Origin of the sequence: Citrobacter sp. TBCS-15 (assembly GCF_005280815.1) — a bacterium.
Lineage (GTDB): Bacteria > Pseudomonadota > Gammaproteobacteria > Enterobacterales > Enterobacteriaceae > Citrobacter > Citrobacter werkmanii.
This window is the reverse complement of the sequence record NZ_SZWK01000101.1, coordinates 636,849-660,510: the sequence shown is the minus strand read 5'-3', so window position 1 is coordinate 660,510 and position 23,662 is coordinate 636,849. Positions and strand designations below refer to the sequence as shown.

Below are 23,662 nucleotides of genomic sequence, written 5' to 3'. Positions count from 1 at the left end.
TCATTTCTATCAAGACACCTACAATCCGACGCTATCAATCGCGTCGATCTTTTACTCATAAATGGAAATGCGAATCATGCGTATTGTTATTTACACTCGTAATAACTGTGTTCAGTGCCACGCCACTAAGCGGGCAATGGAAAGCCGTGGGTTTGACTTTGAGATGGTAAATATTGATTTGCAGCCCGATATGGCTGACAGCCTGCGCGATCAAGGCTTTCGTCAGTTACCGGTCGTCGTCGCCGGGGAAACCAGTTGGTCCGGGTTTCGCCCGGACATGATCAACCGTCTGCGTCCACAACCCCATATGGTCAGCGCATGAGCCAGCTCGTCTACTTCTCCAGCAGCTCCGAAAATACACACCGCTTTATCCAGCGTCTGGGGCTGCCTGCCATCCGCATTCCGCTTAACGAACGCGAGCGGATCCGGGTAGACGAACCTTACATTTTAATCGTGCCGTCCTACGGTGGCGGCGGAACGGCGGGTGCGGTTCCGAGACAGGTGATCCGCTTTTTAAACGATCCGCACAACCGCGCGTTAATCCGTGGGGTGATTGCCTCCGGCAATCGCAATTTCGGTGACGCCTATGGTCGCGCGGGTGAGGTCATCTCACAAAAATGCGGCGTGCCGTGGCTCTACCGCTTCGAGCTGATGGGCACCCAAAGCGATATCGACAACGTTCGACAAGGAGTGAGTGAATTTTGGCAACGACAACCGCAGAACGCATAACCCAGCCCACGCTGGATTATCACGCCCTGAACGCCATGCTGAATCTGTACGATCAGGCCGGGCGTATTCAGTTCGACAAAGACCACCAGGCGGTAGAGGTTTTTTTGGCCACGCATGTCCGCCCCAACTCGGTAGCGTTTGCCAGCCCGCAGAAGCGCCTGGAAACATTGATAGATGAAGGCTATTACGATGCCAGCGTGTTAGCTCGTTACGATCACGCGTTTGTGATAAAGCTCTTTGCCCACGCTCACGCCAGCGGATTTCGGTTCCAGACGTTCCTCGGTGCGTGGAAGTTCTATACCAGCTATACGCTGAAAACATTTGATGGTAAGCGTTATCTCGAAGATTTTGAGGATCGGGTAACGATGGTGGCGCTCACGCTGGCGCAGGGAGATGAAACGCTCGCCATGCAGCTTACCGATGAAATGCTCTCCGGGCGCTTTCAGCCCGCCACGCCAACCTTCTTAAACTGCGGCAAACAGCAGCGCGGTGAGCTGGTTTCCTGCTTCCTGTTACGCATTGAAGACAACATGGAGTCCATTGGCCGGGCGGTTAACTCTGCGCTGCAACTTTCCAAGCGCGGTGGCGGCGTAGCGTTTTTGCTCTCTAACCTGCGCGAAGCAGGTGCGCCGATTAAACGCATTGAGAATCAGTCCTCCGGCGTAATCCCGGTAATGAAAATGCTGGAAGATGCGTTTTCTTATGCCAATCAACTCGGCGCGCGTCAGGGTGCGGGCGCAGTGTACCTGCACGCACACCATCCGGATATTTTACGTTTTCTGGATACCAAACGTGAAAACGCCGACGAGAAAATCCGTATCAAAACCCTGTCGCTTGGCGTGGTGATCCCGGATATCACCTTTAAACTGGCCAAAGAGAATGCCGACATGGCGCTGTTCTCACCCTATGACGTGGAACGCATTTACGGCAAAGCGTTCGGCGATATCGCCGTCAGTGAACGCTATGACGAACTGCTTGCCGATGAACGTGTGCGTAAAAAATACATTAACGCCCGCGATTTCTTCCAGCGGCTGGCTGAGATCCAGTTTGAGTCCGGCTACCCTTACATCATGTTTGAAGATACGGTGAATCGCGCCAATCCGATTGCCGGTCGTATTAACATGAGCAATCTGTGCTCCGAAATTTTGCAGGTTAACAGCGCCTCCACCTACGATGAAAATCTCAACTACGCGCAGACCGGACACGATATCTCCTGCAACCTCGGCTCGCTGAATATCGCCCATACCATGGATTCCCCGGATTTTGGTCGTACCGTGGAAACGGCGGTTCGCGGCTTAACCGCCGTTTCGGACATGAGTCATATTCGCAGCGTACCCTCGATTGCAGCCGGAAACAGCGCATCGCACGCGATTGGTCTTGGTCAGATGAACCTGCACGGATATCTGGCGCGGGAAGGCATCGCCTACGGCTCGCCGGAAGGGCTGGATTTCACCAATATCTACTTTTACACCATCACCTGGCATGCGCTGAATACGTCAATGAAGCTCGCCCGCGAGCGTGGTAAAGCCTTTGCCGGATTCAGGCAGTCTCGCTATGCCAGCGGCGAGTATTTTAGCCAGTATCTGCAGGGTGACTGGCAGCCAAAAACCGACAAAGTTCGCGCGCTGTTTGCCGCCAACGGCATTACGCTGCCGACGCGTGAGATGTGGTCGCAACTGCGTGAAGATGTGATGCGCTACGGCATTTATAACCAGAATTTACAGGCAGTTCCGCCAACCGGCTCTATTTCCTACATCAACCATGCGACGTCCAGTATTCACCCAATCGTGTCAAAAGTGGAAATTCGCAAAGAGGGCAAAACCGGGCGCGTTTACTACCCTGCTCCTTTTATGACCAATGACAATCTGGCCTTGTATCAGGATGCCTACGAGATTGGCCCACAAAAGATCATTGATACCTATGCAGAAGCGACGCGCCATGTCGATCAGGGACTGTCGCTGACGCTCTTTTTCCCCGATACCGCCACTACCCGCGATATCAACAAAGCGCAGATCTACGCCTGGCGTAAGGGCATCAAATCGCTGTACTACATCCGACTGCGTCAGTTGGCGCTGGAAGGGACCGAAATCGAAGGTTGCGTGTCATGCGCGCTGTAAGGAGGAGATCATGACATTATCCCGCGTGAGCGCCATCAACTGGAACAAGATTGAAGATGATAAAGACCTTGAAGTATGGAATCGCCTGACCAGTAACTTCTGGCTACCGGAAAAAGTCCCGCTCTCTAACGACGTCCCGTCCTGGCAAACGTTGAACGCTGCCGAGCAGCAGTTAACTATCCGCGTTTTTACCGGGCTAACGCTACTCGACACCATTCAGAATGTTGCCGGTGCGCCAGCGCTAATGGCGGATTCATTAACACCACACGAAGAAGCGGTGCTGTCGAATATCAGCTTTATGGAAGCCGTTCACGCCCGCTCATACAGCTCTATTTTCTCCACGCTTTGCCAGACCAAAGATGTGGATGCAGCTTACGCCTGGAGTGAGGAAAATAATCCGCTCCAACGTAAGGCGCAGATTATTCTGGCCCATTACGCCAGCGATAATCCGTTGCGGAAGAAAATTGCCAGCGTGTTTCTGGAATCCTTCCTGTTCTATTCCGGCTTCTGGTTGCCGATGTATTTCTCCAGCCGCGGCAAACTGACGAATACCGCCGATCTCATTCGTCTGATCATTCGTGATGAAGCGGTCCACGGGTATTACATTGGTTATAAATTTCAAAAAGGCCTGGAGTATATTTCTGAATCCGCACGCGAGGAGTTAAAGAATTTTGCCCTCGACCTGCTCATGGAACTGTATGATAACGAAGCGCGTTATACGGAAGAATTGTATGCAGAAACCGGTTGGGTGGATGACGTCAAAGCCTTCCTCTGTTACAACGCCAATAAGGCATTAATGAATTTGGGTTATGAGGCGTTATTCCCGCCAGAGATGGCGGAGGTTAACCCGGCAATCCTTGCCGCGCTGTCGCCCAATGCAGACGAAAACCACGATTTCTTCTCAGGTTCTGGCTCATCTTATGTAATGGGCAAAGCGGTCGAAACTGAAGACGACGACTGGAATTTTTAACTCTCATTTTCACGGAAAATACCGTACATTTTTCGCGGAAATATTTTAACAGGATCACACTTTTATCGTGCAAATATAATTGTGTGATCTACACTCAATATCAGCCGCATTATTCGCCTGCATTCCATCAATTCAGGCGCCTTTTCATTGGCATTTACAAAAAATATCAGTCTACTCATATTCGCGCTCAGCCCTTATATCACGGGAAGTCCCGCCATCTCAGCTTCGGCAATATTCATGCCACAACTAAATTCAGGGTTGTCTCAGATTCTCAGTATGTTAGGGTAGAAAAAGGTCACTATTTCCATCAGGTAATATATAGATATAAACAAATAACAGGAATCATTCTATTGCATGGCAATTAAATTAGAAGTGAAGAACCTCTATAAGATATTTGGCGAGCATCCTCAGAGAGCGTTCAAATATATTGAAAAAGGACTTACCAAAGAGCAAATTCTGGATAAAACAGGGCTATCGCTTGGCGTTAAAGACGCCAGTCTGGCCATTGAAGAAGGCGAGATATTTGTCATCATGGGATTATCCGGCTCGGGTAAATCCACAATGGTACGCCTTCTCAATCGCCTGATTGAACCCACCCGCGGACAGGTACTGATCGACGGCGTAGATATCGCCCGGATCTCCGATGCCGAACTCCGCGAGGTGCGCAGAAAAAAGATTGCGATGGTCTTTCAGTCCTTTGCCCTGATGCCGCATATGACGGTGCTGGACAATACGGCATTCGGCATGGAATTAGCCGGCGTCGCCGCGGATGAACGTCGCGAAAAGGCGCTGGATGCTCTACGTCAGGTTGGTCTGGAGAATTACGCTCACGCTTACCCGGATGAACTTTCCGGGGGGATGCGTCAGCGTGTAGGTCTCGCCCGCGCATTAGCCATTAACCCTGACATCTTATTAATGGATGAGGCCTTCTCAGCCCTCGATCCATTAATTCGCACCGAGATGCAGGATGAACTGGTAAAACTCCAGGCGAAGCATCAACGTACGGTGGTCTTTATTTCCCATGATCTCGACGAAGCTATGCGTATTGGCGACAGAATTGCCATTATGCAAAACGGTGAAGTGGTACAGGTCGGTACACCGGATGAAATCCTGAATAATCCGGCGAATGATTATGTACGCACCTTCTTCCGCGGCGTTGATATTAGCCAGGTGTTCAGCGCAAAAGATATTTCCCGCCGTAGCCCCGAAGGTTTAATTCGTAAAACACCAGGCGTAGGCCCTCGTTCGGCGCTGCAATTATTGCAGGACAAAGATCGCGAATATGGCTACGTGATCGAACGTGGCAATAAATTCGTCGGCGTCGTCTCGATCGACTCACTAAAAACCGCGCTTAGTCAGGCGCAAGGTATTGAAGCGGCGTTGATCAATGAACCGCTGGCTGTCGATGCACAAACTCCTCTCAGCGAGTTGCTTTCTCATGTCGGCCAGGCACCGTGTGCGGTACCGGTTGTTGACGAGGAACAGCAGTATGTGGGCGTCATTTCAAAACGCATGCTGTTACAGGCTTTAGATCGTGAGGGGGCAAACAATGGCTGATCAAACTAATCCGTGGGATACCACACCAGCGGCCAATAGCGCCGCCCAAACCGCCGATGCGTGGAGCACACCATCCGCCGCGCCTACTGACGGCGGTAGCGCAGACTGGCTGACCAGCGCGCCCACGCCGGCACCAGAGCATTTCAACATTATGGATCCGTTCCATAAGACGCTGATCCCATTGGACAGTTGGGTCACCGAGGGGATCGACTGGGTGGTTACCCATTTTCGTCCGGTCTTCCAGGGCATCCGTGTACCGGTGGATTACATTCTCAACGGCTTCCAGCAAATGCTGTTGGGTATGCCTGCCCCCGTGGCGATTATCCTGTTCGCCCTGATCGCCTGGCAGATTTCCGGCGTTGGAATGGGTGTCGCGACGCTGATTTCGTTGATTGCTATCGGCGCCATTGGCGCGTGGTCGCAAGCGATGATCACGCTGGCGCTGGTGCTGACCGCATTACTGTTCTGTGTGGTGATCGGTCTGCCGATGGGCATCTGGTTGGCGCGCAGCCCTCGGGCGGCAAAGATTGTTCGTCCGCTGCTGGATGCGATGCAAACCACCCCCGCCTTCGTGTATCTGGTGCCGATTGTCATGCTGTTCGGTATTGGTAACGTCCCTGGCGTAGTGGTGACGATTATCTTCGCCCTGCCGCCAATCGTCCGTCTGACCATTCTGGGGATTAACCAGGTGCCGGCCGACCTGATTGAAGCCTCGCGCTCGTTTGGCGCCAGCCCACGTCAAATGCTGTTTAAAGTGCAGCTCCCGCTGGCGATGCCCACCATTATGGCCGGGGTTAACCAAACGCTGATGCTGGCGCTCTCGATGGTGGTCATCGCCTCGATGATTGCCGTTGGCGGATTGGGTCAGATGGTTCTGCGAGGAATTGGTCGTCTGGATATGGGATTAGCCACGGTTGGTGGCGTTGGGATTGTGATCCTCGCCATCATCCTGGATCGCCTGACGCAGGCCGTTGGTCGCGACTCACGTAGTCGTGGCAACCGTCGCTGGTACACCACTGGTCCCGTTGGGCTTATCACTCGCCCTTTCACGAAGTAATACACCCGTTGCCCGGTAGCGCATTGCTTACCGGGCCTACAATTCATTAACTTGCACAAAATCATTCAGGATGAAGTGTAATAAGGAACAACGATGCGACATACCGTACTTTTTGCCACAGCGTTTGCTACCCTTGTCTCCACCAGCGCTTTCGCTGCCGACCTGCCAGGCAAAGGCATCACCGTACAGCCAATCCAGAGCACTATCTCTGAAGAATCCTTCCAGACGCAACTGGTCGCCCGCGCGCTGGAGAAACTGGGTTACACCGTTAACAAAACCAGCGAAGTTGACTACAACGTCGGCTATACCTCCATTGCCTCTGGCGATGCAACTTTTACCGCCGTGAACTGGCAGCCGCTGCATGATGATATGTACGCCGCGGCAGGCGGAGACAAAAAGTTTTATCGCGAGGGGGTATTCGTTACGGGTGCTGCACAGGGTTATCTGATCGACAAAAAAACCGCTGAGCAGTACAAAATCACCAACATCGCCCAGTTAAAAGATCCCAAGATTGCCAAAATTTTTGACACCAACGGTGACGGAAAAGCCGATATGATGGGCTGTTCTCCTGGCTGGGGTTGTGAAGCGGTGATCAACCACCAGAACAAAGCCTTCGATCTGGAAAAAACGGTCGAGGTCAGCCACGGTAACTATGCGGCGATGATGGCAGACACCATCACCCGCTTTAAAGAAGGCAAACCGATCCTCTACTACACCTGGACTCCGTACTGGGTCAGCGACGTGATGAAGCCGGGCAAAGATGTGGTCTGGTTGCAGGTACCATTCTCTTCCCTGCCGGGTGAGCAGAAAGATATCGATACCAAACTGCCAAACGGTGCAAACTACGGTTTCCCGGTGAACACCATGCACATCGTCGCCAACAAAGCCTGGGCGGAGAAAAACCCAGCGGCAGCGAAACTGTTCGCTATCATGAAATTACCGTTGGCGGATATCAACGCACAGAACGCGATGATGCATGACGGTAAAGCGTCTGAAGCCGATGTTCAGGGTCACGTAGACGGCTGGATCAAAGCCCACCAGCAGCAGTTCGACGGCTGGGTAAACGAAGCGCTGGCTGCGCAGAAATAACATCGACTGAATGCCGGATACGCTAACGCTTATCCGGCCTGTTTCCCTCTATCCCCCCTAAACCGCACAATCCATCACCCAACAAATCAGCAACAGTTAATCACTTCCGTTATGATTGTTTTCTGCAACCCATTATTCAGTTGAAAACCATGACGAAAACCACTCAGGGACTTAGCCCTTCGCTGATCCTGTTAATGTCTATCGCCACCGGCCTTGCCGTCGCCAGTAACTATTACGCGCAACCACTGCTCGACACCATCGCCCGCAACTTCTCACTGTCAGCCAGTACAGCGGGATTTATCGTCACCGCGGCCCAGCTCGGCTATGCCGCAGGTCTGCTATTCCTGGTACCGCTTGGCGACATGTTTGAACGCCGGATGCTGATTGTCTCCATGACGCTGCTGGCGGCTGGCGGCATGCTGATTACCGCCAGTAGCCAGTCGTTGGGCATGCTGATCCTCGGCACCGCTCTGACCGGGCTGTTCTCGGTAGTGGCGCAGATCCTGGTTCCCCTGGCGGCAACGCTTGCCACCCCGGACAAGCGCGGAAAAGTCGTCGGGACAATTATGAGCGGTCTGTTGCTGGGGATTCTGCTGGCGCGTACCGTAGCGGGATTACTGGCGAACCTTGGCGGTTGGCGCACCGTATTTTGGGTGGCATCGATACTGATGGCGTTGATGGCAATTGCGCTGTGGCGCGGTCTGCCGAAGATGAAATCAGATACCCAGCTTAACTATCCGCAACTGTTAGGTTCCGTATTCAGCCTGTTTATCCATGATAAATTGCTGCGTACCCGCGCAATGCTGGGTTGCCTGACTTTTGCCAACTTCAGCATTCTGTGGACCTCAATGGCATTTTTGCTCGCCGCGCCGCCGTTTAACTATTCAGAGGGGATGATCGGTCTGTTCGGTCTGGCGGGGGCGGCTGGTGCGTTAGGCGCGCGCCCGGCGGGTGGCTTTGCCGATAAAGGAAAATCACATCTCACCACAACCGTTGGCCTGTTGTTACTGTTGCTCTCGTGGCTGGCTATCTGGCTCGGGCACACTTCGGTGCCGATGCTGATTATCGGCATTCTGATTCTGGATCTCACCGTTCAGGGAGTGCATATCACTAACCAGACGGTTATTTATCGCATTCATCCGGATGCACGTAACCGTCTGACCGCCGGCTACATGACCAGCTATTTTATTGGCGGGGCCGCTGGTTCGTTGATTTCCGCTTCCGCCTGGCAGCATGCCGGTTGGGCTGGCGTTTGTCTGGCGGGTACGACCGTTGCCGTACTCAACCTGTTGGTCTGGTGGCGAGGTTTTCACCGTCAGGAAGCCGTAAATTAAGCGTATAGCGCTTGTTTACCGCTGATTGGGCTCCACAGGGTGTTAAGGAGCCCATCAGTCTGCTAAGGTTATAACTCATTGAACCAAGTTATATTAATTTCGGTAATGAAACCTATAACCCTATGGAAAGCCCTATACCCCAGTCCGGATCCCGTTCGGCGACGTTAACGGAAGGATGCAAAGACAGTCTACCGATAGTTATCAGCTATATTCCGGTCGCTTTTGCATTTGGTCTCAATGCTACTCGCCTTGGCTTTACGCCGGTCGAAAGCCTCTTTTTCTCCTGCATTATCTATGCGGGAGCCAGCCAGTTCGTCATTACCACTATGCTTGCCGCAGGCAGTTCTCTGTGGGTCGCCGCACTGACCGTTATGGCTATGGATGTCCGCCATGTTTTATACGGTCCCTCCCTGCGCAGTCGCATCACACAGCGCCTGAACAAACCCAAAAGCGCGCTGTGGGCCTTTGGTCTCACCGATGAAGTCTTTGCCGCTGCAACGGCTAAACTGGTACGGGATAATCGGCGCTGGAGTGAAAACTGGATGATTGGCATTGCGCTATGTTCCTGGGCTTCCTGGGTATTCGGCACGGTGGTCGGCGCGTTTTCCGGTAGTGGTTTACTCAAAGATTATCCCGCGGTTGAAGCGGCACTGGGCTTCATGCTTCCGGCGCTATTTATGAGTTTCCTGCTCGCCTCTTTCCAGCGTCAACAGGCGCTCTGCGTGACTGCCGCACTGGCTGGCGCGCTGGCCGGGGTAATACTCTTTTCTATCCCTGCCGCCATCCTTTTGGGCATCGTCTGCGGATGCCTGACCGCGTTGCTCCAGTCATTTTGGCAGGGAGGACCGGATGAGCTATGAAGTTTTACTGCTCGGCCTGCTGGTCGGCTGCGTGAATTACTGCTTTCGCTATTTACCGCTCCGTCTTGGGGTGGGGAATGTTCGCCCGACAAGACGCGGCGCGACGGGCATATTACTCGACACCATTGGCATTGCATCAATTTGCGCCCTGTTGGTGGTGTCTACCGCGCCAGAAGTGATGCACGATGCTCGCCGGTTCGTGCCTACGCTGGTGGGGTTTGTCATACTGGGCGCAAGCTTCTATAAGACCCGCAGCATCATCATTCCGACCTTACTGAGTGCTCTGGGCTACGGATTAGCCTGGAAAATGCTGGTTGGCTTATAGATAAAAACAATCATTTTAAATAAATAATACATTTACTTTATTTGTCACTGTCGTTACTATATCGGCTGAAATTAATGAGGTTATACCCAAATGGATAGTTCGTTTACGCCCATTGAACAAATGCTAAAATTTCGCGCCAGCCGCTACGAAGAGTTCCCTTATCAGGAAGTGCTTCTGACTCGTCTTTGCATGCACATGCAAGGCAAGCTGCTGGAAAATCGCAATAAGATGCTGAAAGCTCAAGGGATTAACGAGACATTGTTTATGGCGTTGATTACGCTGGAGTCTCAGGAAAACCACAGTATTCAGCCTTCTGAACTGAGTTGCGCGCTTGGCTCGTCACGGACTAACGCTACCCGCATTGCGGATGAGTTAGAAAAACGTGGCTGGATTGAACGTCGCGAAAGCGATAACGATCGCCGCTGTCTGCATCTGCAATTGACCGAAAAAGGCCATGCTTTTTTGCAAGAGGTTTTACCACCTCAGCACAACTGCCTGCATCAACTCTGGTCATCTCTCAGCACCACCGAAAAAGATCAGCTTGAGCAAATCACCCGTAAACTTCTGACCCGTCTTGATCAGATGGAGCAGGATGGCACGGTATTAGAAGCGCTGCGCTAACGCGCTGACTCGCTCAGAAATCCAGATTTATAAATGAAAACCGACAGGCCAGCACGCATACTGCTGGCCTTTCTGATGAACAGGTCGGCTCAGCCGATGTGAAAAAAATAAGATCGTGGAGAACAACATGAGCGCAAATGCGGAGACTCAAACCCCGCAGCAACCGGTTAAGAAGAATGGCAAACGTAAAAATGCGCTGCTCCTTCTGACCTTGCTCTTTATTATCATTGCCGTGGCATATGGGATTTATTGGTTTTTAGTACTGCGTCATGTCGAAGAGACGGACGATGCGTACGTGGCAGGGAACCAGGTTCAAATCATGGCGCAGGTATCAGGCAGCGTGACGAAAGTCTGGGCTGATAACACTGACTTTGTTAAACAAGGCGATGTGCTGGTTACCCTCGATCAGACGGATGCTAAGCAGGCATTTGAAAAAGCCAAAACGGCATTGGCTTCCAGCGTGCGCCAGACGCACCAGCTGATGATCAACAGCAAGCAGTTACAGGCAAGCATTGAAGTGCAGAAAACCGCTCTGGCACAGGCGCAAAGCGATTTTAATCGTCGCGTACCGCTGGGCAATGCGAACCTGATTGGCCGCGAAGAACTGCAACATGCGCGTGATGCCGTTGCCAGCGCTCAAGCGCAGCTTGATGTCGCAATCCAGCAATATAATGCTAACCAGGCGATGATTCTCGGCAGCAAGCTGGAAGATCAGCCTGCTGTACAACAGGCCGCTACCGAAGTGCGCAACGCCTGGCTGGCCCTGGAACGTACCAGAATCGTCAGTCCAATGACCGGCTATGTTTCCCGTCGTTCCGTCCAGCCTGGCGCGCAAATCAGCCCAACCACGCCGCTGATGGCGGTTGTTCCGGCCACCAACCTGTGGGTCGATGCCAACTTTAAAGAAACGCAGCTTGCGCACATGCGTATCGGCCAGCCTGCGACGGTTATCAGTGATATTTACGGCGATGACGTGAAATACACCGGTAAAATTGTTGGCCTGGATATGGGTACGGGCAGCGCCTTTTCTCTCCTGCCTGCGCAAAACGCAACCGGTAACTGGATCAAAGTCGTCCAGCGTCTGCCGGTACGTATCGAACTGGATGCGCAGCAACTGGCGCAGCATCCGCTGCGGATCGGTTTGTCCACGCTGGTTACGGTAGATACCTCAAATCGCGACGGACAAATTCTGGCAAGCCAGGTCCGTACCACACCGGTATCAGAAAGTAATGCACGTGAAATCAACCTTGATCCGGTCAATAAGATGATCGAAGAGATCGTGCGGGCCAACGCGGGCTAATTCAAAGGTGCGTGTGATGCAACAGCAAAAACCGCTGGAAGGCGCGCAGCTCGTCATTATGACGATCGCGCTGTCTATGGCGACATTCATGCAGGTGCTGGACTCCACCATTGCTAACGTGGCGATCCCCACTATCGCCGGGAACCTGGGCTCTTCGCTGAGCCAGGGGACCTGGGTGATCACCTCTTTTGGGGTGGCGAACGCTATCTCTATTCCGATCACCGGCTGGCTGGCAAAGCGCGTTGGCGAAGTGAAGCTATTTATGTGGTCGACTATCGCTTTCGCCATTGCGTCGTGGGCGTGCGGTATGTCCAACAGCCTGAACATGCTGATTTTCTTCCGCGTGGTACAAGGGATTGTCGCCGGTCCATTAATTCCGCTTTCGCAAAGCCTGTTGCTGAATAATTATCCTCCCGCCAAGCGTTCCATCGCCCTCGCGCTATGGTCGATGACGGTGATTGTCGCCCCAATATGCGGCCCGATTCTTGGGGGCTATATTAGCGACAACTATCACTGGGGTTGGATATTCTTCATCAACGTGCCAATCGGCGCGGCGGTGGTATTGATGACCCTGCAAACTCTACGCGGGCGAGAAACCAAAACCGAGCAGCGACGCATTGACGCCATTGGTCTGGCATTGCTGGTCATTGGTATCGGTAGCTTGCAGATTATGCTCGACCGCGGCAAAGAGCTGGACTGGTTTGCCTCACAGGAGATTATCATCCTGACGGTGGTTGCCGTTGTCGCTATCAGCTTCCTGATCGTCTGGGAGCTTACCGACGAGCATCCGATTGTCGACCTCTCGCTGTTTAAGTCGCGAAACTTTACCATCGGCTGTTTGTGTATCAGTCTGGCCTATATGCTCTACTTCGGCGCAATCGTCCTGCTGCCGCAGCTATTGCAGGAGGTTTACGGATATACGGCAACCTGGGCCGGTCTGGCCTCCGCGCCGGTTGGGGTGATCCCGGTGATCCTGTCGCCGATAATCGGTCGCTTCGCGCATAAGCTGGATATGCGTCGGCTGGTCACTTTCAGTTTTATTATGTACGCCGTCTGTTTCTACTGGCGTGCGTGGACGTTCGAACCGGGTATGGACTTTGGCGCATCGGCCTGGCCGCAGTTTATTCAGGGTTTCGCAGTAGCCTGCTTCTTTATGCCGCTGACAACCATTACGCTGTCCGGTTTACCACCTGAACGTCTGGCTGCGGCTTCCAGCTTGTCTAACTTTACGCGAACGCTGGCAGGTTCTATCGGGACTTCCATTACCACGACAATGTGGACTAACCGTGAGTCGCTACACCATGCGCAGTTAACGGAGTCTGTTAACCCCTATAACCCAAATGCACAGGCTATGTATAACCAGCTGCAGGGATTAGGGATGAGCAAGGAGCAAGCCTCTGGCTGGCTGGCCCAACAGATAACCAATCAAGGGCTGATCATTTCCGCCAACGAAATCTTCTGGATGTCGGCGGGGATCTTCCTGGTGCTGCTTGGTCTTGTCTGGTTCGCTAAACCACCGTTTGGTGCAGGCGGCGGTGGCGGCGGCGCGCATTGATCAAAAAAGCCAGTTCAAATGAACTGGCTTTTTTATACCAGCTGGCGCCTATTATTTGTCAGCCGGATTAGATGCGTTCCTGCATGACAACTAAATATGCAGCTCCTGCAACTTCTCTTTCGGCAGCGCCAGCTCTTCATTGCTGTTCACGCGCACATCGTGCTCAAGGATATGACGGGCAATGTCCTGCGCTTCACTGAGCGAGTGCATCTGATACGTGCCGCACTGGTAAATGTTCAGCTCAGGGATCTGGTTTTGATCCTGCACTTTCAGTACGTCAGCCATCGCCGCTTTCCACGCGTCGGCAACACGCTGCTCGTCCGGGGTACCAATCAGACTCATGTAGAAGCCGGTGCGGCATCCCATCGGAGAGATATCAATAATCTCAACGCCGTTACCGTTGAGGTGGTTACGCATAAAACCTGCAAACAGGTGTTCCAGCGTGTGGATACCTTTCTCAGGCATCACTTCTTTGTTCGGAATGCAGAAACGCAGATCAAACACGGTGATTGCGTCGCCATGCGGGGTGTTCATCGTTTTTGCAACCCGGACCGCGGGAGCTTCCATCCGGGTGTGATCGACAGTAAAACTATCTAACAACGGCATTTAGCCACCTCCGATAAATTTTTTAAAAATAATCTGAACTCTTTGTTCCGGGGCGAGTCTGAGTATATGAAAGACGCGCATTTGTTATCATCATCCCTGTTTTCAGAGATGAAATTTTGGCCACTCCCGAGTGGCCTTTTTCTTTTGTATCAAGCGTGCTTTTCCAGCCACACGCTAAACGGCTCGGTATCAGCCGCTTCGATCTCCTGCTGACGACGCTTTGAAGCTTCGGTTTCAGCAATAAACTCTTCTTCCTGCACGATCTGCAACGGCTCTTCGCGCAGCAGATTGCGGTAAGCCTCACCCAACGCTTTCCCCGTACCGCCAATGCCTTCATCAATCATAGACCGTAGGATCCGGGCAGAGAAAGTCAGTTCAGGATTGTCAAAACAGGCAACCAGTTCATCACAGACCTTCTGATACTCCTCTCCCCCATCGATGCTGTCCAGCGTTTGTGCCACGCGTTTCAGATCGCGGAACAGATCTTTACCTACCTTCGGCAGCGGGAACTGCGCTGCCTCACAGCCAATGCCTAAGGTCAGGCCAGGCTTACGCCCTTCCAGAATAACGCGATTCCAGTTAGTACGCGTACATAACAGCTCATCGCTACTCATTTCCGGCGCATCGGCCAATGCGCACCAGACCATAAACAGATCGAGGAAGCGCACCTGTTGCTCGTCTACGCCGATTGGTGAGAACGGGTTAATATCCAGTGAACGTACTTCGATGTACTCAATACCGCCACGCAGAAGCGCGTCAGAAGGTGTTTCACCACGACGAGTAACGCGTTTTGGACGAATAGGCGCATACAGTTCATTTTCAATCTGCAAAACGTTGCTGTTAATTTGCAGACGCTTACCGTCCTTCTCCAGACCGATCGCCGCGTACTCCTCGGAAGGGGTTTTGATCGCGCGCTTTAATCCTGCCACATACTCATGCAAATCGTTAAACGTAATTCCGAGATTACTTTGCGACTTATTGGTATAGCCTAAATCGCTCAGACGTAGCGATGTCGCGTACGGCAGGTAATACATCCCACAGTCGGTTTTTTCAAACGGCAGGGTGGTCGGTTTTCCTTGCAGGAAGGAGGAACAAATAGCCGGAGAGGCGCCAAACAGATACGGGATCACCCAACCAAAACGGTAATAGTTGCGGATCAGGCGGAAGTAACCCGCAGAGATCTTCTCTTTAGCATCTTCGCCGTCCGTTACGCCGCATTTCGCCTGCCAGAAAGCCATCGGCAGCGAGAAGTTGTAATGTACGCCGGAGATGGTCTGCATCAACGCGCCATAACGGTTTTTGAGGCCTTCACGATAAAGCGTTTTCAAACGACCGGTATTCGACGTACCGTACTGAGCCAACTCAATATCCTGACCTTCGGCAATATAGCAAGGCATGCTCAACGGCCACATACGCTCGTCACCCAGGTTTCTGGCGGTATAACGATGCAGGTCACGCATGAACGTCAGCATTTTATGAATATCGTCGCCAGGTGGAGTAATAAACTCCAGCAGCGCTTCGGCAAAGTCCGTGGTTATCCACTTATGTGTTAGCGCTGAGCCTAACACCTCAGGATGGCCTGTCGTTGCCAATGACCCATCAGCATTGACGCGCAGCGTTTCACGCTCCAGCCCACGTTGAATCCCCTTTAACGCCTGAGGATGGTTTTCCAGCCAGGCCAGCGCCTGTGATACGTTCGGGATCAAATTGACCTCCCGCCTGTCAAAATCGTTTTAATTAGCATAATGGTATTGGTTACCCTGAAGGCTATCTCACAACACAATTAGTGCCACCACATAATGCCTTGCGTCGTAACCGCTGCGACAACAACATAGCGCAACGCCTTGCCAAGGCATAAGAAAAAGAGAACTGGGCCCCACGAGATGCGCATCCATCCAGCTAACAGGCACAGTAAATCACCCACAACCGGCATCCAGCTTAATAATAGTGTGACAGCGCCATAGCGCCGCAGCCAACCAGTGGCTTTCTCTTGCCAGCGCGATGTTTTACGCAATGGAAAGAAACGCCCAAGGATAACGTTAGTTAACCCTCCAAGGCTATTACCCATTGTTGCTGTTAAGACTAAGACCCAGGGATGACTGGCCCCAGAAACCAGCAAGGCAACCAGAACAACTTCAGAATTGCCGGGTAATAGCGTGGCGCTGAGAAAACTGCTGGCAAACAGTGACAGGAGCGATAGTCCATCACTCACAATAACCGAACATCCACGGCGTCCATCCCCGCTGCGTTCGCCGCCTGCAGTCCAAAATCGGCATCTTCAAACACGACGCAGCGCGCCGGAACAACCCCCATTCGCTCAGCACAGAGCAAGAACGTATCAGGAGCAGGCTTATGGCGTTGTACGTGATCGGCAGCAACCACAGCATCAAAATAGCGACGTAGACCAAGGTGAGCGAGCAGAGCCTCTGCAATTGCGCTTTCACTCCCCGTCCCTACCGACATAGGACGGCGACCATACCAGTCTTTCACCACTTCAACCAACGGTAAAGGCTGGACGCTATCCAGCAGCATGCTTTTTACCTTGTCCGTTTTTTCTCGTGCCAAAACATGAGGGTCAAGATCGGCATGATTCAATTCAATAACCGACTGGGCAATACGCCACGTTGGGGAACCATTGAGGGCGACCATGGCTTGTTCATCAAACCTTAGCCCATAATGGCCCAATACCTCATGCCACGCCTTACGGTGCGTAGGTTCGGTATCCAGGATGGTGCCATCCATATCAAAAATCAAACCCGCATAACGTTCGTACATCGTCTTCTCACAAGCCGAATGACCAGACGTTATTTTATCGTAATTGATTGATTTTGTCGCTGACAGCGAATTGAGGGATGTTCAGAGAGTATGTGGAAATAATTCAAGTGGGAGATGGTGCATCCGGGAGGATTACTCACTAGTGTTCGCCCTACGGGCCGTTGCTGAAGCAACGTTATCCTCCCTGGTGCTGGCGATTATCTCGCAGACCGTGAAATAACAGTTTCGCTATTATTTAGGAGAAGATGGTGCATCCGGGAGGATTCGAACCTCCGACCGCTCGGTTCGTAGCCGAGTACTCTATCCAGCTGAGCTACGGATGCATCGGGAAACTTGCTTTACTGCCGATATTGATACCGCAATAAGCGATATCAAGGAAAAGATGGTGCATCCGGGAGGATTCGAACCTCCGACCGCTCGGTTCGTAGCCGAGTACTCTATCCAGCTGAGCTACGGATGCATCGGGAAACTTGCTTTACTGCCGATATTGATACCGCAATAAGCGATATCAAGGAAAAGATGGTGCATCCGGGAGGATTCGAACCTCCGACCGCTCGGTTCGTAGCCGAGTACTCTATCCAGCTGAGCTACGGATGCATCGGGAAACTTGCTTTACTGCCGATATTGATACCGCAATAAGCGATATCAAGTAAAGATGGTGCATCCGGGAGGATTCGAACCTCCGACCGCTCGGTTCGTAGCCGAGTACTCTATCCAGCTGAGCTACGGATGCATCGGGAAACTTACTTTACTGCAGATTTGATACCACTGCTAAAGCGATATCGATTTTCTGTAACAACGCTAATGCACTATTGCAGAAAAGATGGTGCATCCGGGAGGATTCGAACCTCCGACCGCTCGGTTCGTAGCCGAGTACTCTATCCAGCTGAGCTACGGATGCAAATGGCGGTGAGGCGGGGATTCGAACCCCGGATGCAGCTTTTGACCGCATACTCCCTTAGCAGGGGAGCGCCTTCAGCCTCTCGGCCACCTCACCAACACGCCTCTTGCGAGTGCTTCGAAGAACTTGTTTCTGCTCATCGTCGCTGCGTGGCGCACATATTACTTTCTGGGACTTATAAGTCAAACAATTTTTCCAGAGCTTTTATCGTTTGCACATTTCACGCGCAATTAGTCTGCAAAAACGGCAAAAAGAGTGTTTTATCAACAGATAAATTGGCAGTTTCCTGCCGGCAATGAAGAAACAGAAAATTCGCCGGGAACGACAATATGCGTATGGGAAACGAGAAAACGAGGGAATGAAGCAGAAAAGCGAAGAAAGAAGACAACTCAATCAGGTTGCGCCTCACCAGAAAGGTGAGACGCGAAAACCTTAGTAACTGGACTGCTGGGATTTTTCAGCCTGGATACGCTGGTAGATCTCTTCACGATGGACAGAAACTTCTTTCGGGGCGTTTACGCCAATGCGTACCTGGTTGCCCTTCACCCCTAAAACTGTCACGGTGACCTCATCGCCTATCATGAGGGTCTCACCAACTCGACGAGTCAGAATCAGCATTCTTTGCTCCTTGAAAGATTAAAAGAGTCGGGTCTCTCTGTATCCCGGCATTATCCATCATATAACGCCAAAAAGTAAGCGATGACAAACACCTAAGTGTAAGCAGTCACGGCATCACATTCTGTTAAACCTAAGTTTAGCCGATATACACAACTTCAACCTGACTTTATCGTTGTCGATAGCGTTGATGCAAACGCTGCGGATTGAAGCCCGCAGCGTCGACTTACGCTTATAGTTATTACAGTTTTGCGCTGACCCAGCCTTTCACACTGGCTAACGCTGCAGGCAGAGCCGCTGCATCCGTACCACCGGCTTGCGCCATGTCCGGACGACCGCCACCCTTACCGCCTACCTGCTGAGCGACCATACCAACCAGCTCCCCTGCTTTCACACGGTCTGTCACATCCTTAGACACACCAGCAATCAGAGAAACCTTACCTTCAACTACCGTTGCCAGAACGATAACGGTAGACCCCAGTTGATTTTTCAGATCATCAACCATGGTACGCAACATTTTCGGCTCAACGTCCGCGAGTTCACTGACCAGCAGCTTCACGCCGTTGATATCAACCGCTTTGCTGGAGAGATTTGCACTCTCCTGCGCCGCAGCCTGTTCCTTCAATTGCTGCAATTCTTTTTCGAGTTGACGCGTACGTTCCAGTACAGAACGCACTTTATCACCTATATTCTGGCTATCGCCTTTCAGCAGCTGCGCGATATCGCTTAAGCGGTCGCTCTCAGCATGCACGGTTTGGATAGCGCCTTCACCGGTTACGGCTTCGATACGACGAACGCCCGCCGCCGTGCCTGACTCAGACACAATGCGGAACAGACCGATATCCCCCGTACGGCTGGCGTGAGTACCGCCACACAGTTCGGTGGAGAAATCGCCCATACTCAGAACGCGCACGTGATCATCATATTTCTCGCCAAACAGCGCCATTGCGCCTTTGGCTTTCGCCGCTTCCAGATCCATGATGTTCGTTTCAATCGGCAGGTTGCGACGAATTTGCGCATTCACCAGATCTTCAACGGCACGGATTTCCGCAGGCTTCATGGCTTCGGTATGAGAGAAGTCGAAACGCAGCACTTTATCGTTAACCAGCGAGCCTTTCTGTGCCACATGGGTGCCCAATACCTGGCGCAGCGCCGCGTGCATCAGGTGCGTTGCGGAGTGATTCAAACGGATACGCGCACGACGAGCTTCATCCACATCAGCCTGCACTGCATCGCCAATTTTCAGAGAACCCGCAGACAGTTTGCCGATATGACCAATCGCCTGGCCATATTTTTGCGTGTCGCTCACGGCAAACGCAAAGCCCGCACCTTTCAGTTCGCCCTTGTCGCCAACCTGACCACCAGATTCCGCATAGAACGGCGTCTGATCCAGTACAACAACAGCGTCCTGACCGGCGTTAATGGCGTCTACCGCTTTACCATCGACAAACAGCGCAGTCACTTTGCCGTTCAGCTCAAGATGCTCATACCCTTTAAATTCTGAAGCGCCATCAACACGAATCATCGCATTGTAGTCTGCGCCAAAGCCGCTGGCTTCACGCGCACGACGGCGCTGTTCTTCCATTGCGGCTTCAAAGCCCGCTTCGTCAACCTTGATGTTGCGCTCGCGGCAAACGTCTGCCGTCAGGTCAACCGGGAAGCCGTAGGTGTCATACAGACGGAAGGCGGTTTCGCCATCCAGCGTATCACCGGTCAGTTTTGCCAGTTCTTCGTCCAACAGTGCCAGACCACGCTCCAGCGTACGCGCGAACTGTTCTTCTTCGGTTTTCAGAACCTGCTCAACCATAGCCTGTTGACGCTGCAGTTCTTCACCTGCTGACCCCATGACTTCCACCAGCGGACCAACCAGCTTGTAGAAGAAGGTATCCTTCGCGCCCAGCATGTTGCCATGACGTACCGCGCGGCGAATGATACGGCGCAGCACATAGCCACGGTTTTCATTCGATGGGACAACGCCATCGGCAATCAGGAATGCACAGGAACGGATATGGTCGGCGATGACGCGCAGCGATTTATTGCTCAGATCGGTCGCACCGGTAACTTTCGCTACGGATTCAATCAGTGAGCGGAACAGGTCAATTTCATAGTTGGAGTTAACGTGTTGCAGCACGGCCGCAATACGCTCCAGACCCATACCGGTATCCACGGACGGCTTCGGCAGCGGTTCCATGGTGCCGTCAGCCTGACGGTTGAACTGCATAAAGACGATGTTCCAGATCTCAATGTAGCGATCGCCATCTTCTTCTGCGCTTCCCGGAGGGCCGCCCCAAATGTGGTCGCCGTGATCGTAGAAAATTTCGGTACACGGACCGCAAGGACCGGTGTCCCCCATCTGCCAGAAGTTATCGGATGCATAGGCCGCGCCTTTGTTATCACCAATGCGGATGATACGCTCGCGCGGAATACCAACTTCTTTTTCCCAGATTTCATAGGCTTCATCGTCAGTTTCATAGACGGTGACCCACAGACGCTCTTTTGGCAGGGCAAACCAGTTTTCACCGGTCAGCAGTTCCCATGCGAATTGAATGGCGTCGTGTTTGAAATAATCGCCGAAGCTGAAGTTGCCCAGCATTTCGAAGAAGGTGTGGTGACGTGCAGTGTAACCGACGTTTTCCAGGTCGTTGTGCTTACCGCCCGCACGTACACAACGCTGCGAGGTGGTTGCGCGGGAATAATTACGCTTGTCGAGGCCAAGGAAAACATCCTTGAACTGGTTCATCCCGGCGTTGGTAAACAACAAAGTAGGGTCATTGTTCGGTACCAGGGAGCTGCTGGCAACTACCTGATGTCCTTTACTATGGAAAAAATCGAGAAACGCCTGACGGATCTCAGCGGTGCTCTTGCTCATAATTATCCTGAAGAAATCAAGCTAACGAAATGTCATTACCAGCATCGGCAGCAAACTGCGCCTCTGGCAATCGAAAAGTGGGAATAAGATAAGTTTTCTTTACTGGGAAGTAAAATCCCGTATGCGCTCAATCGTCAAAATTTCGCCATATTGCCTGAATATCTTCCATCAGATAGCCACGATAGAGCAAAAAACGCTGGACCTTTACCTTATCTGAAAAATCCACAGGTAAAGGTTCACCGTATTTCCGGATTGCCTGCTCGCGCGCAAGTACTGCCCAGTCAATTTCACACTCGCGCATGGCGCGCTCGATAGCCTCACGCGAGATCCCTTTCTGGCTGAGTTCCTGCCGCACGCGCGCAGGCCCATAGCCTTTACGGCTACGGCTGGCGATAAACTGCTGTACGAAGCGGTCATCATCCAGATAGCGACTTTCAATACACCAGGCAATGACCTTGTCGTAATCCTCCGCAGAAGCATCAATGTCTTCCGGTCCATGTTTACCCATCACCGGCGCGGCCAGCTTACGCCGCAGTTCCTGCTCGCTGTGATCGCGCATTGCCAGAATACGCACGGCGCGGTCAAGCAGTCGGGAATAAGCGGATCGGCGGGAAGTTGCATCTGTCATAGTAAACCTTCAGAAATGCAAAAGGGCTGCATGATATGCAGCCCTTTACTATTATGCGATGTAAAACAGATTATCAGAAATCTTCGTTCGTTTCTGCTACGTCTGCACCACCGTCATCAACGGAGAAATCTGGCGTTGAATCCTGGTTATTGAGCAGTAACTCGCGCAATTTCTTCTCAATTTCTTTTGCGGTTGCCGGGTTTTCTTTCAGCCAGTTGGTCGCATTCGCTTTACCCTGACCGATTTTCTCACCGTTATAGCTGTACCATGCACCGGCTTTCTCAATCAGCTTCTCTTTCACGCCCAGATCAACCAGTTCGCCATAGAAGTTGATACCTTCACCGTACAGAATCTGGAATTCAGCCTGTTTAAACGGCGCGGCGATTTTGTTTTTCACGACCTTAACGCGGGTTTCGCTACCGACCACGTTGTCGCCCTCTTTCACTGCGCCGATACGGCGAATGTCCAGGCGAACGGAGGCATAGAATTTCAGCGCGTTACCACCGGTGGTGGTTTCCGGGTTACCGAACATCACGCCAATCTTCATACGGATCTGGTTGATGAAAATCAGCAGCGTGTTGGACTGCTTCAGGTTACCGGCCAGCTTACGCATCGCCTGGCTCATCATACGCGCCGCAAGACCCATGTGAGAGTCGCCAATCTCGCCTTCGATTTCCGCTTTCGGCGTCAGCGCCGCTACGGAGTCGACAACGATAACGTCAACCGCGCCGGAACGCGCCAGCGCATCACAGATTTCCAGCGCTTGTTCACCGGTATCCGGCTGGGAACACAGCAGGTTGTCGATATCAACGCCAAGCTTACGGGCATAGACGGGATCCAACGCGTGTTCCGCATCAATGAACGCACAGGTTTTACCTTCGCGCTGAGCGGCGGCAATAACCTGCAGAGTCAGCGTCGTTTTACCGGAAGATTCAGGCCCGTAGATTTCGACGATACGGCCCATTGGCAAACCGCCCGCGCCCAGTGCGATATCCAGAGAAAGCGAACCGGTGGAGATAGTTTCCACATCCATGGAACGGTCTTCACCCAGGCGCATGATGGAGCCTTTACCGAATTGCTTTTCGATCTGACCCAGCGCTGCCGCCAACGCTTTCTGTTTGTTTTCGTCGATAGCCATTAATTACTCCTGTCATGCCGCTTTCGGTTTAAACCGCGAAACGTGAAAGATAATGTTCTGTTGAGGCAATTATACTGTATGCTCATACAGTATCAAGTGTTTTGTAGAAATTGTTGCCACAGGGTTTGTAACGCATAGGCAGTCGCCTGCCGACGTACCGCATCGCGATCGCCGCTGAAGCATTCCCTGCGCGTCACGCCCTCGCCGCTTGCGCTGGCGAAGGCAAACCACACCGTACCCACGGGCTTGTCTTCACTTCCGCCATCCGGCCCCGCAATACCGCTGATCGATACAGCAAAGTCCGCGCGTGCCGCCTTTAGCGCGCCAATCGCCATTTCCACGACCACCGGCTCACTCACCGCGCCATGCTGGGCCAGCGTCTCTTCGCGCACGCCAATCATCTGCGCTTTGGCCTCGTTGCTGTAAGTCACGAACCCGCGTTCAAACCAGGCGGAGCTGCCAGCAATATCCGTAATGGCTTTGGCCACCCAGCCGCCGGTGCAGGATTCCGCTGTCGTAACGGTAGCCCCGCGCACTTTCAGCGCCAGGCCAACCTGCTCACTTAACTGCATCAGTTCACTGTCGGTCATTTCAGCCTCTGTCAGTTAAAAAAATA

The 23,662-nt window shown here is 52.5% G+C and carries 22 protein-coding genes and 6 tRNA genes; 13 read left to right on the top strand and 15 right to left on the bottom strand.

The genetic code is table 11. The features are described 5' to 3' along the window. Positions 1-76: 76 nt before the first annotated feature. The 13 genes from nrdH to emrB all read left to right on the top strand — a co-directional run bounded on the left by nrdH (position 77) and on the right by emrB (position 13,514). Positions 77-322 carry a glutaredoxin-like protein NrdH gene (gene nrdH, locus FDW96_RS06210; protein WP_042313131.1) on the top strand — a complete coding sequence of 82 codons (246 nt, stop codon included), beginning with the start codon at positions 77-79 and terminating at the stop codon, positions 320-322. Then, positions 319-729: a class Ib ribonucleoside-diphosphate reductase assembly flavoprotein NrdI gene (nrdI, locus tag FDW96_RS06205; protein WP_137365361.1), complete on the top strand. Its 411-nt coding sequence runs from the start codon at positions 319-321 to the stop codon at positions 727-729. Before nrdH ends, nrdI begins: the two co-directional genes overlap by 4 nt. Then, positions 702-2,846, top strand: a complete 2,145-nt coding sequence (gene nrdE / locus FDW96_RS06200) for a class 1b ribonucleoside-diphosphate reductase subunit alpha (RefSeq protein ID WP_137349504.1) — start codon at positions 702-704, stop codon at positions 2,844-2,846. The genes nrdI and nrdE overlap by 28 nt, the downstream gene beginning before the upstream one ends. Positions 2,847-2,856: 10 nt before the next feature. Beyond that, positions 2,857-3,816, top strand: a complete 960-nt coding sequence (gene nrdF, locus FDW96_RS06195) for a class 1b ribonucleoside-diphosphate reductase subunit beta (RefSeq protein WP_042313123.1) — start codon at positions 2,857-2,859, stop codon at positions 3,814-3,816. A gap of 354 nt (positions 3,817-4,170) precedes the next feature. Beyond that, positions 4,171-5,373: a glycine betaine/L-proline ABC transporter ATP-binding protein ProV gene (proV, locus tag FDW96_RS06190; RefSeq protein WP_042313120.1), complete on the top strand. Its 1,203-nt coding sequence runs from the start codon at positions 4,171-4,173 to the stop codon at positions 5,371-5,373. Then, positions 5,366-6,430 carry a glycine betaine/L-proline ABC transporter permease ProW gene (gene proW / locus FDW96_RS06185; protein ID WP_137365360.1) on the top strand — a complete coding sequence of 355 codons (1,065 nt, stop codon included), beginning with the start codon at positions 5,366-5,368 and terminating at the stop codon, positions 6,428-6,430. Before proV ends, proW begins: the two co-directional genes overlap by 8 nt. Before the next feature lie 93 nt (positions 6,431-6,523). Continuing rightward, positions 6,524-7,519, top strand: a complete 996-nt coding sequence (gene proX / locus FDW96_RS06180) for a glycine betaine/L-proline ABC transporter substrate-binding protein ProX (RefSeq protein WP_038632997.1) — start codon at positions 6,524-6,526, stop codon at positions 7,517-7,519. Positions 7,520-7,668: 149 nt separating this feature from the next. Then, positions 7,669-8,853, top strand: a complete 1,185-nt coding sequence (locus FDW96_RS06175) for an MFS transporter (RefSeq protein ID WP_061382318.1) — start codon at positions 7,669-7,671, stop codon at positions 8,851-8,853. Positions 8,854-8,975: 122 nt separating this feature from the next. Next, a complete protein-coding gene (locus FDW96_RS06170) occupies positions 8,976-9,713 on the top strand; it encodes an AzlC family ABC transporter permease (RefSeq protein WP_079226097.1) in 738 nt (245 codons plus the stop codon). After that, a complete protein-coding gene (ygaH, locus tag FDW96_RS06165) occupies positions 9,703-10,038 on the top strand; it encodes an L-valine transporter subunit YgaH (RefSeq protein ID WP_042313111.1) in 336 nt (111 codons plus the stop codon). The genes FDW96_RS06170 and ygaH overlap by 11 nt, the downstream gene beginning before the upstream one ends. Positions 10,039-10,128: 90 nt before the next feature. After that, a complete protein-coding gene (gene emrR, locus FDW96_RS06160; RefSeq protein WP_042313109.1) occupies positions 10,129-10,659 on the top strand; it encodes a multidrug efflux transporter EmrAB transcriptional repressor EmrR in 531 nt (176 codons plus the stop codon). Between the two features lie 127 nt (positions 10,660-10,786). After that, a complete protein-coding gene (gene emrA, locus FDW96_RS06155; protein ID WP_042313108.1) occupies positions 10,787-11,959 on the top strand; it encodes a multidrug efflux MFS transporter periplasmic adaptor subunit EmrA in 1,173 nt (390 codons plus the stop codon). Between the two features lie 16 nt (positions 11,960-11,975). After that, the gene (gene emrB / locus FDW96_RS06150; protein WP_042313106.1) at positions 11,976-13,514 is read left to right on the top strand and encodes a multidrug efflux MFS transporter permease subunit EmrB; all 1,539 of its coding nucleotides are present in this window, start codon (positions 11,976-11,978) and stop codon (positions 13,512-13,514) included. Positions 13,515-13,604: 90 nt separating this feature from the next. Here emrB and luxS read toward each other — a convergent pair whose 3' ends face one another. From luxS to pncC, 15 genes are all read right to left on the bottom strand, one after another. Beyond that, positions 13,605-14,120, bottom strand: coding sequence for an S-ribosylhomocysteine lyase (luxS, locus tag FDW96_RS06145; protein WP_006687194.1), 516 nt, complete (start codon positions 14,118-14,120; stop codon positions 13,605-13,607). A gap of 149 nt (positions 14,121-14,269) precedes the next feature. Continuing rightward, on the bottom strand, positions 14,270-15,826 hold the full coding sequence (gshA, locus tag FDW96_RS06140; protein ID WP_042313103.1) for a glutamate--cysteine ligase: 1,557 nt from the start codon (positions 15,824-15,826) through the stop codon (positions 14,270-14,272). Positions 15,827-15,903: 77 nt separating this feature from the next. Beyond that, positions 15,904-16,332, bottom strand: a complete 429-nt coding sequence (locus FDW96_RS06135) for a YqaA family protein (RefSeq protein WP_042313100.1) — start codon at positions 16,330-16,332, stop codon at positions 15,904-15,906. Further along, a complete protein-coding gene (gene yqaB / locus FDW96_RS06130) occupies positions 16,329-16,895 on the bottom strand; it encodes a fructose-1-phosphate/6-phosphogluconate phosphatase (RefSeq protein ID WP_042313099.1) in 567 nt (188 codons plus the stop codon). The genes FDW96_RS06135 and yqaB overlap by 4 nt, the downstream gene beginning before the upstream one ends. Before the next feature lie 246 nt (positions 16,896-17,141). Then, positions 17,142-17,218, bottom strand: a tRNA-Arg gene (locus FDW96_RS06125). Positions 17,219-17,278: 60 nt separating this feature from the next. Next, positions 17,279-17,355, bottom strand: a tRNA-Arg gene (locus FDW96_RS06120). A gap of 60 nt (positions 17,356-17,415) precedes the next feature. Next, positions 17,416-17,492, bottom strand: a tRNA-Arg gene (locus FDW96_RS06115). 59 nt (positions 17,493-17,551) lie between these two features. Next, a tRNA-Arg gene (locus FDW96_RS06110) sits at positions 17,552-17,628 on the bottom strand. A gap of 91 nt (positions 17,629-17,719) precedes the next feature. Beyond that, positions 17,720-17,796 (bottom strand) — tRNA-Arg (locus FDW96_RS06105). A 3-nt stretch (positions 17,797-17,799) separates the two neighbouring features. Then, positions 17,800-17,892 (bottom strand) — tRNA-Ser (locus FDW96_RS06100). Positions 17,893-18,228: 336 nt separating this feature from the next. Beyond that, positions 18,229-18,414, bottom strand: coding sequence for a carbon storage regulator CsrA (gene csrA / locus FDW96_RS06095; RefSeq protein ID WP_000906486.1), 186 nt, complete (start codon positions 18,412-18,414; stop codon positions 18,229-18,231). 238 nt (positions 18,415-18,652) lie between these two features. Next, positions 18,653-21,280, bottom strand: coding sequence for an alanine--tRNA ligase (gene alaS, locus FDW96_RS06090; RefSeq protein WP_042310544.1), 2,628 nt, complete (start codon positions 21,278-21,280; stop codon positions 18,653-18,655). A 127-nt stretch (positions 21,281-21,407) separates the two neighbouring features. Continuing rightward, positions 21,408-21,908: a recombination regulator RecX gene (gene recX / locus FDW96_RS06085; protein ID WP_061382321.1), complete on the bottom strand. Its 501-nt coding sequence runs from the start codon at positions 21,906-21,908 to the stop codon at positions 21,408-21,410. A gap of 73 nt (positions 21,909-21,981) precedes the next feature. Next, positions 21,982-23,046, bottom strand: a complete 1,065-nt coding sequence (recA, locus tag FDW96_RS06080; RefSeq protein ID WP_042310549.1) for a recombinase RecA — start codon at positions 23,044-23,046, stop codon at positions 21,982-21,984. A gap of 92 nt (positions 23,047-23,138) precedes the next feature. After that, the gene (pncC, locus tag FDW96_RS06075; RefSeq protein ID WP_137365359.1) at positions 23,139-23,636 is read right to left on the bottom strand and encodes a nicotinamide-nucleotide amidase; all 498 of its coding nucleotides are present in this window, start codon (positions 23,634-23,636) and stop codon (positions 23,139-23,141) included. Positions 23,637-23,662: the final 26 nt, after the last annotated feature.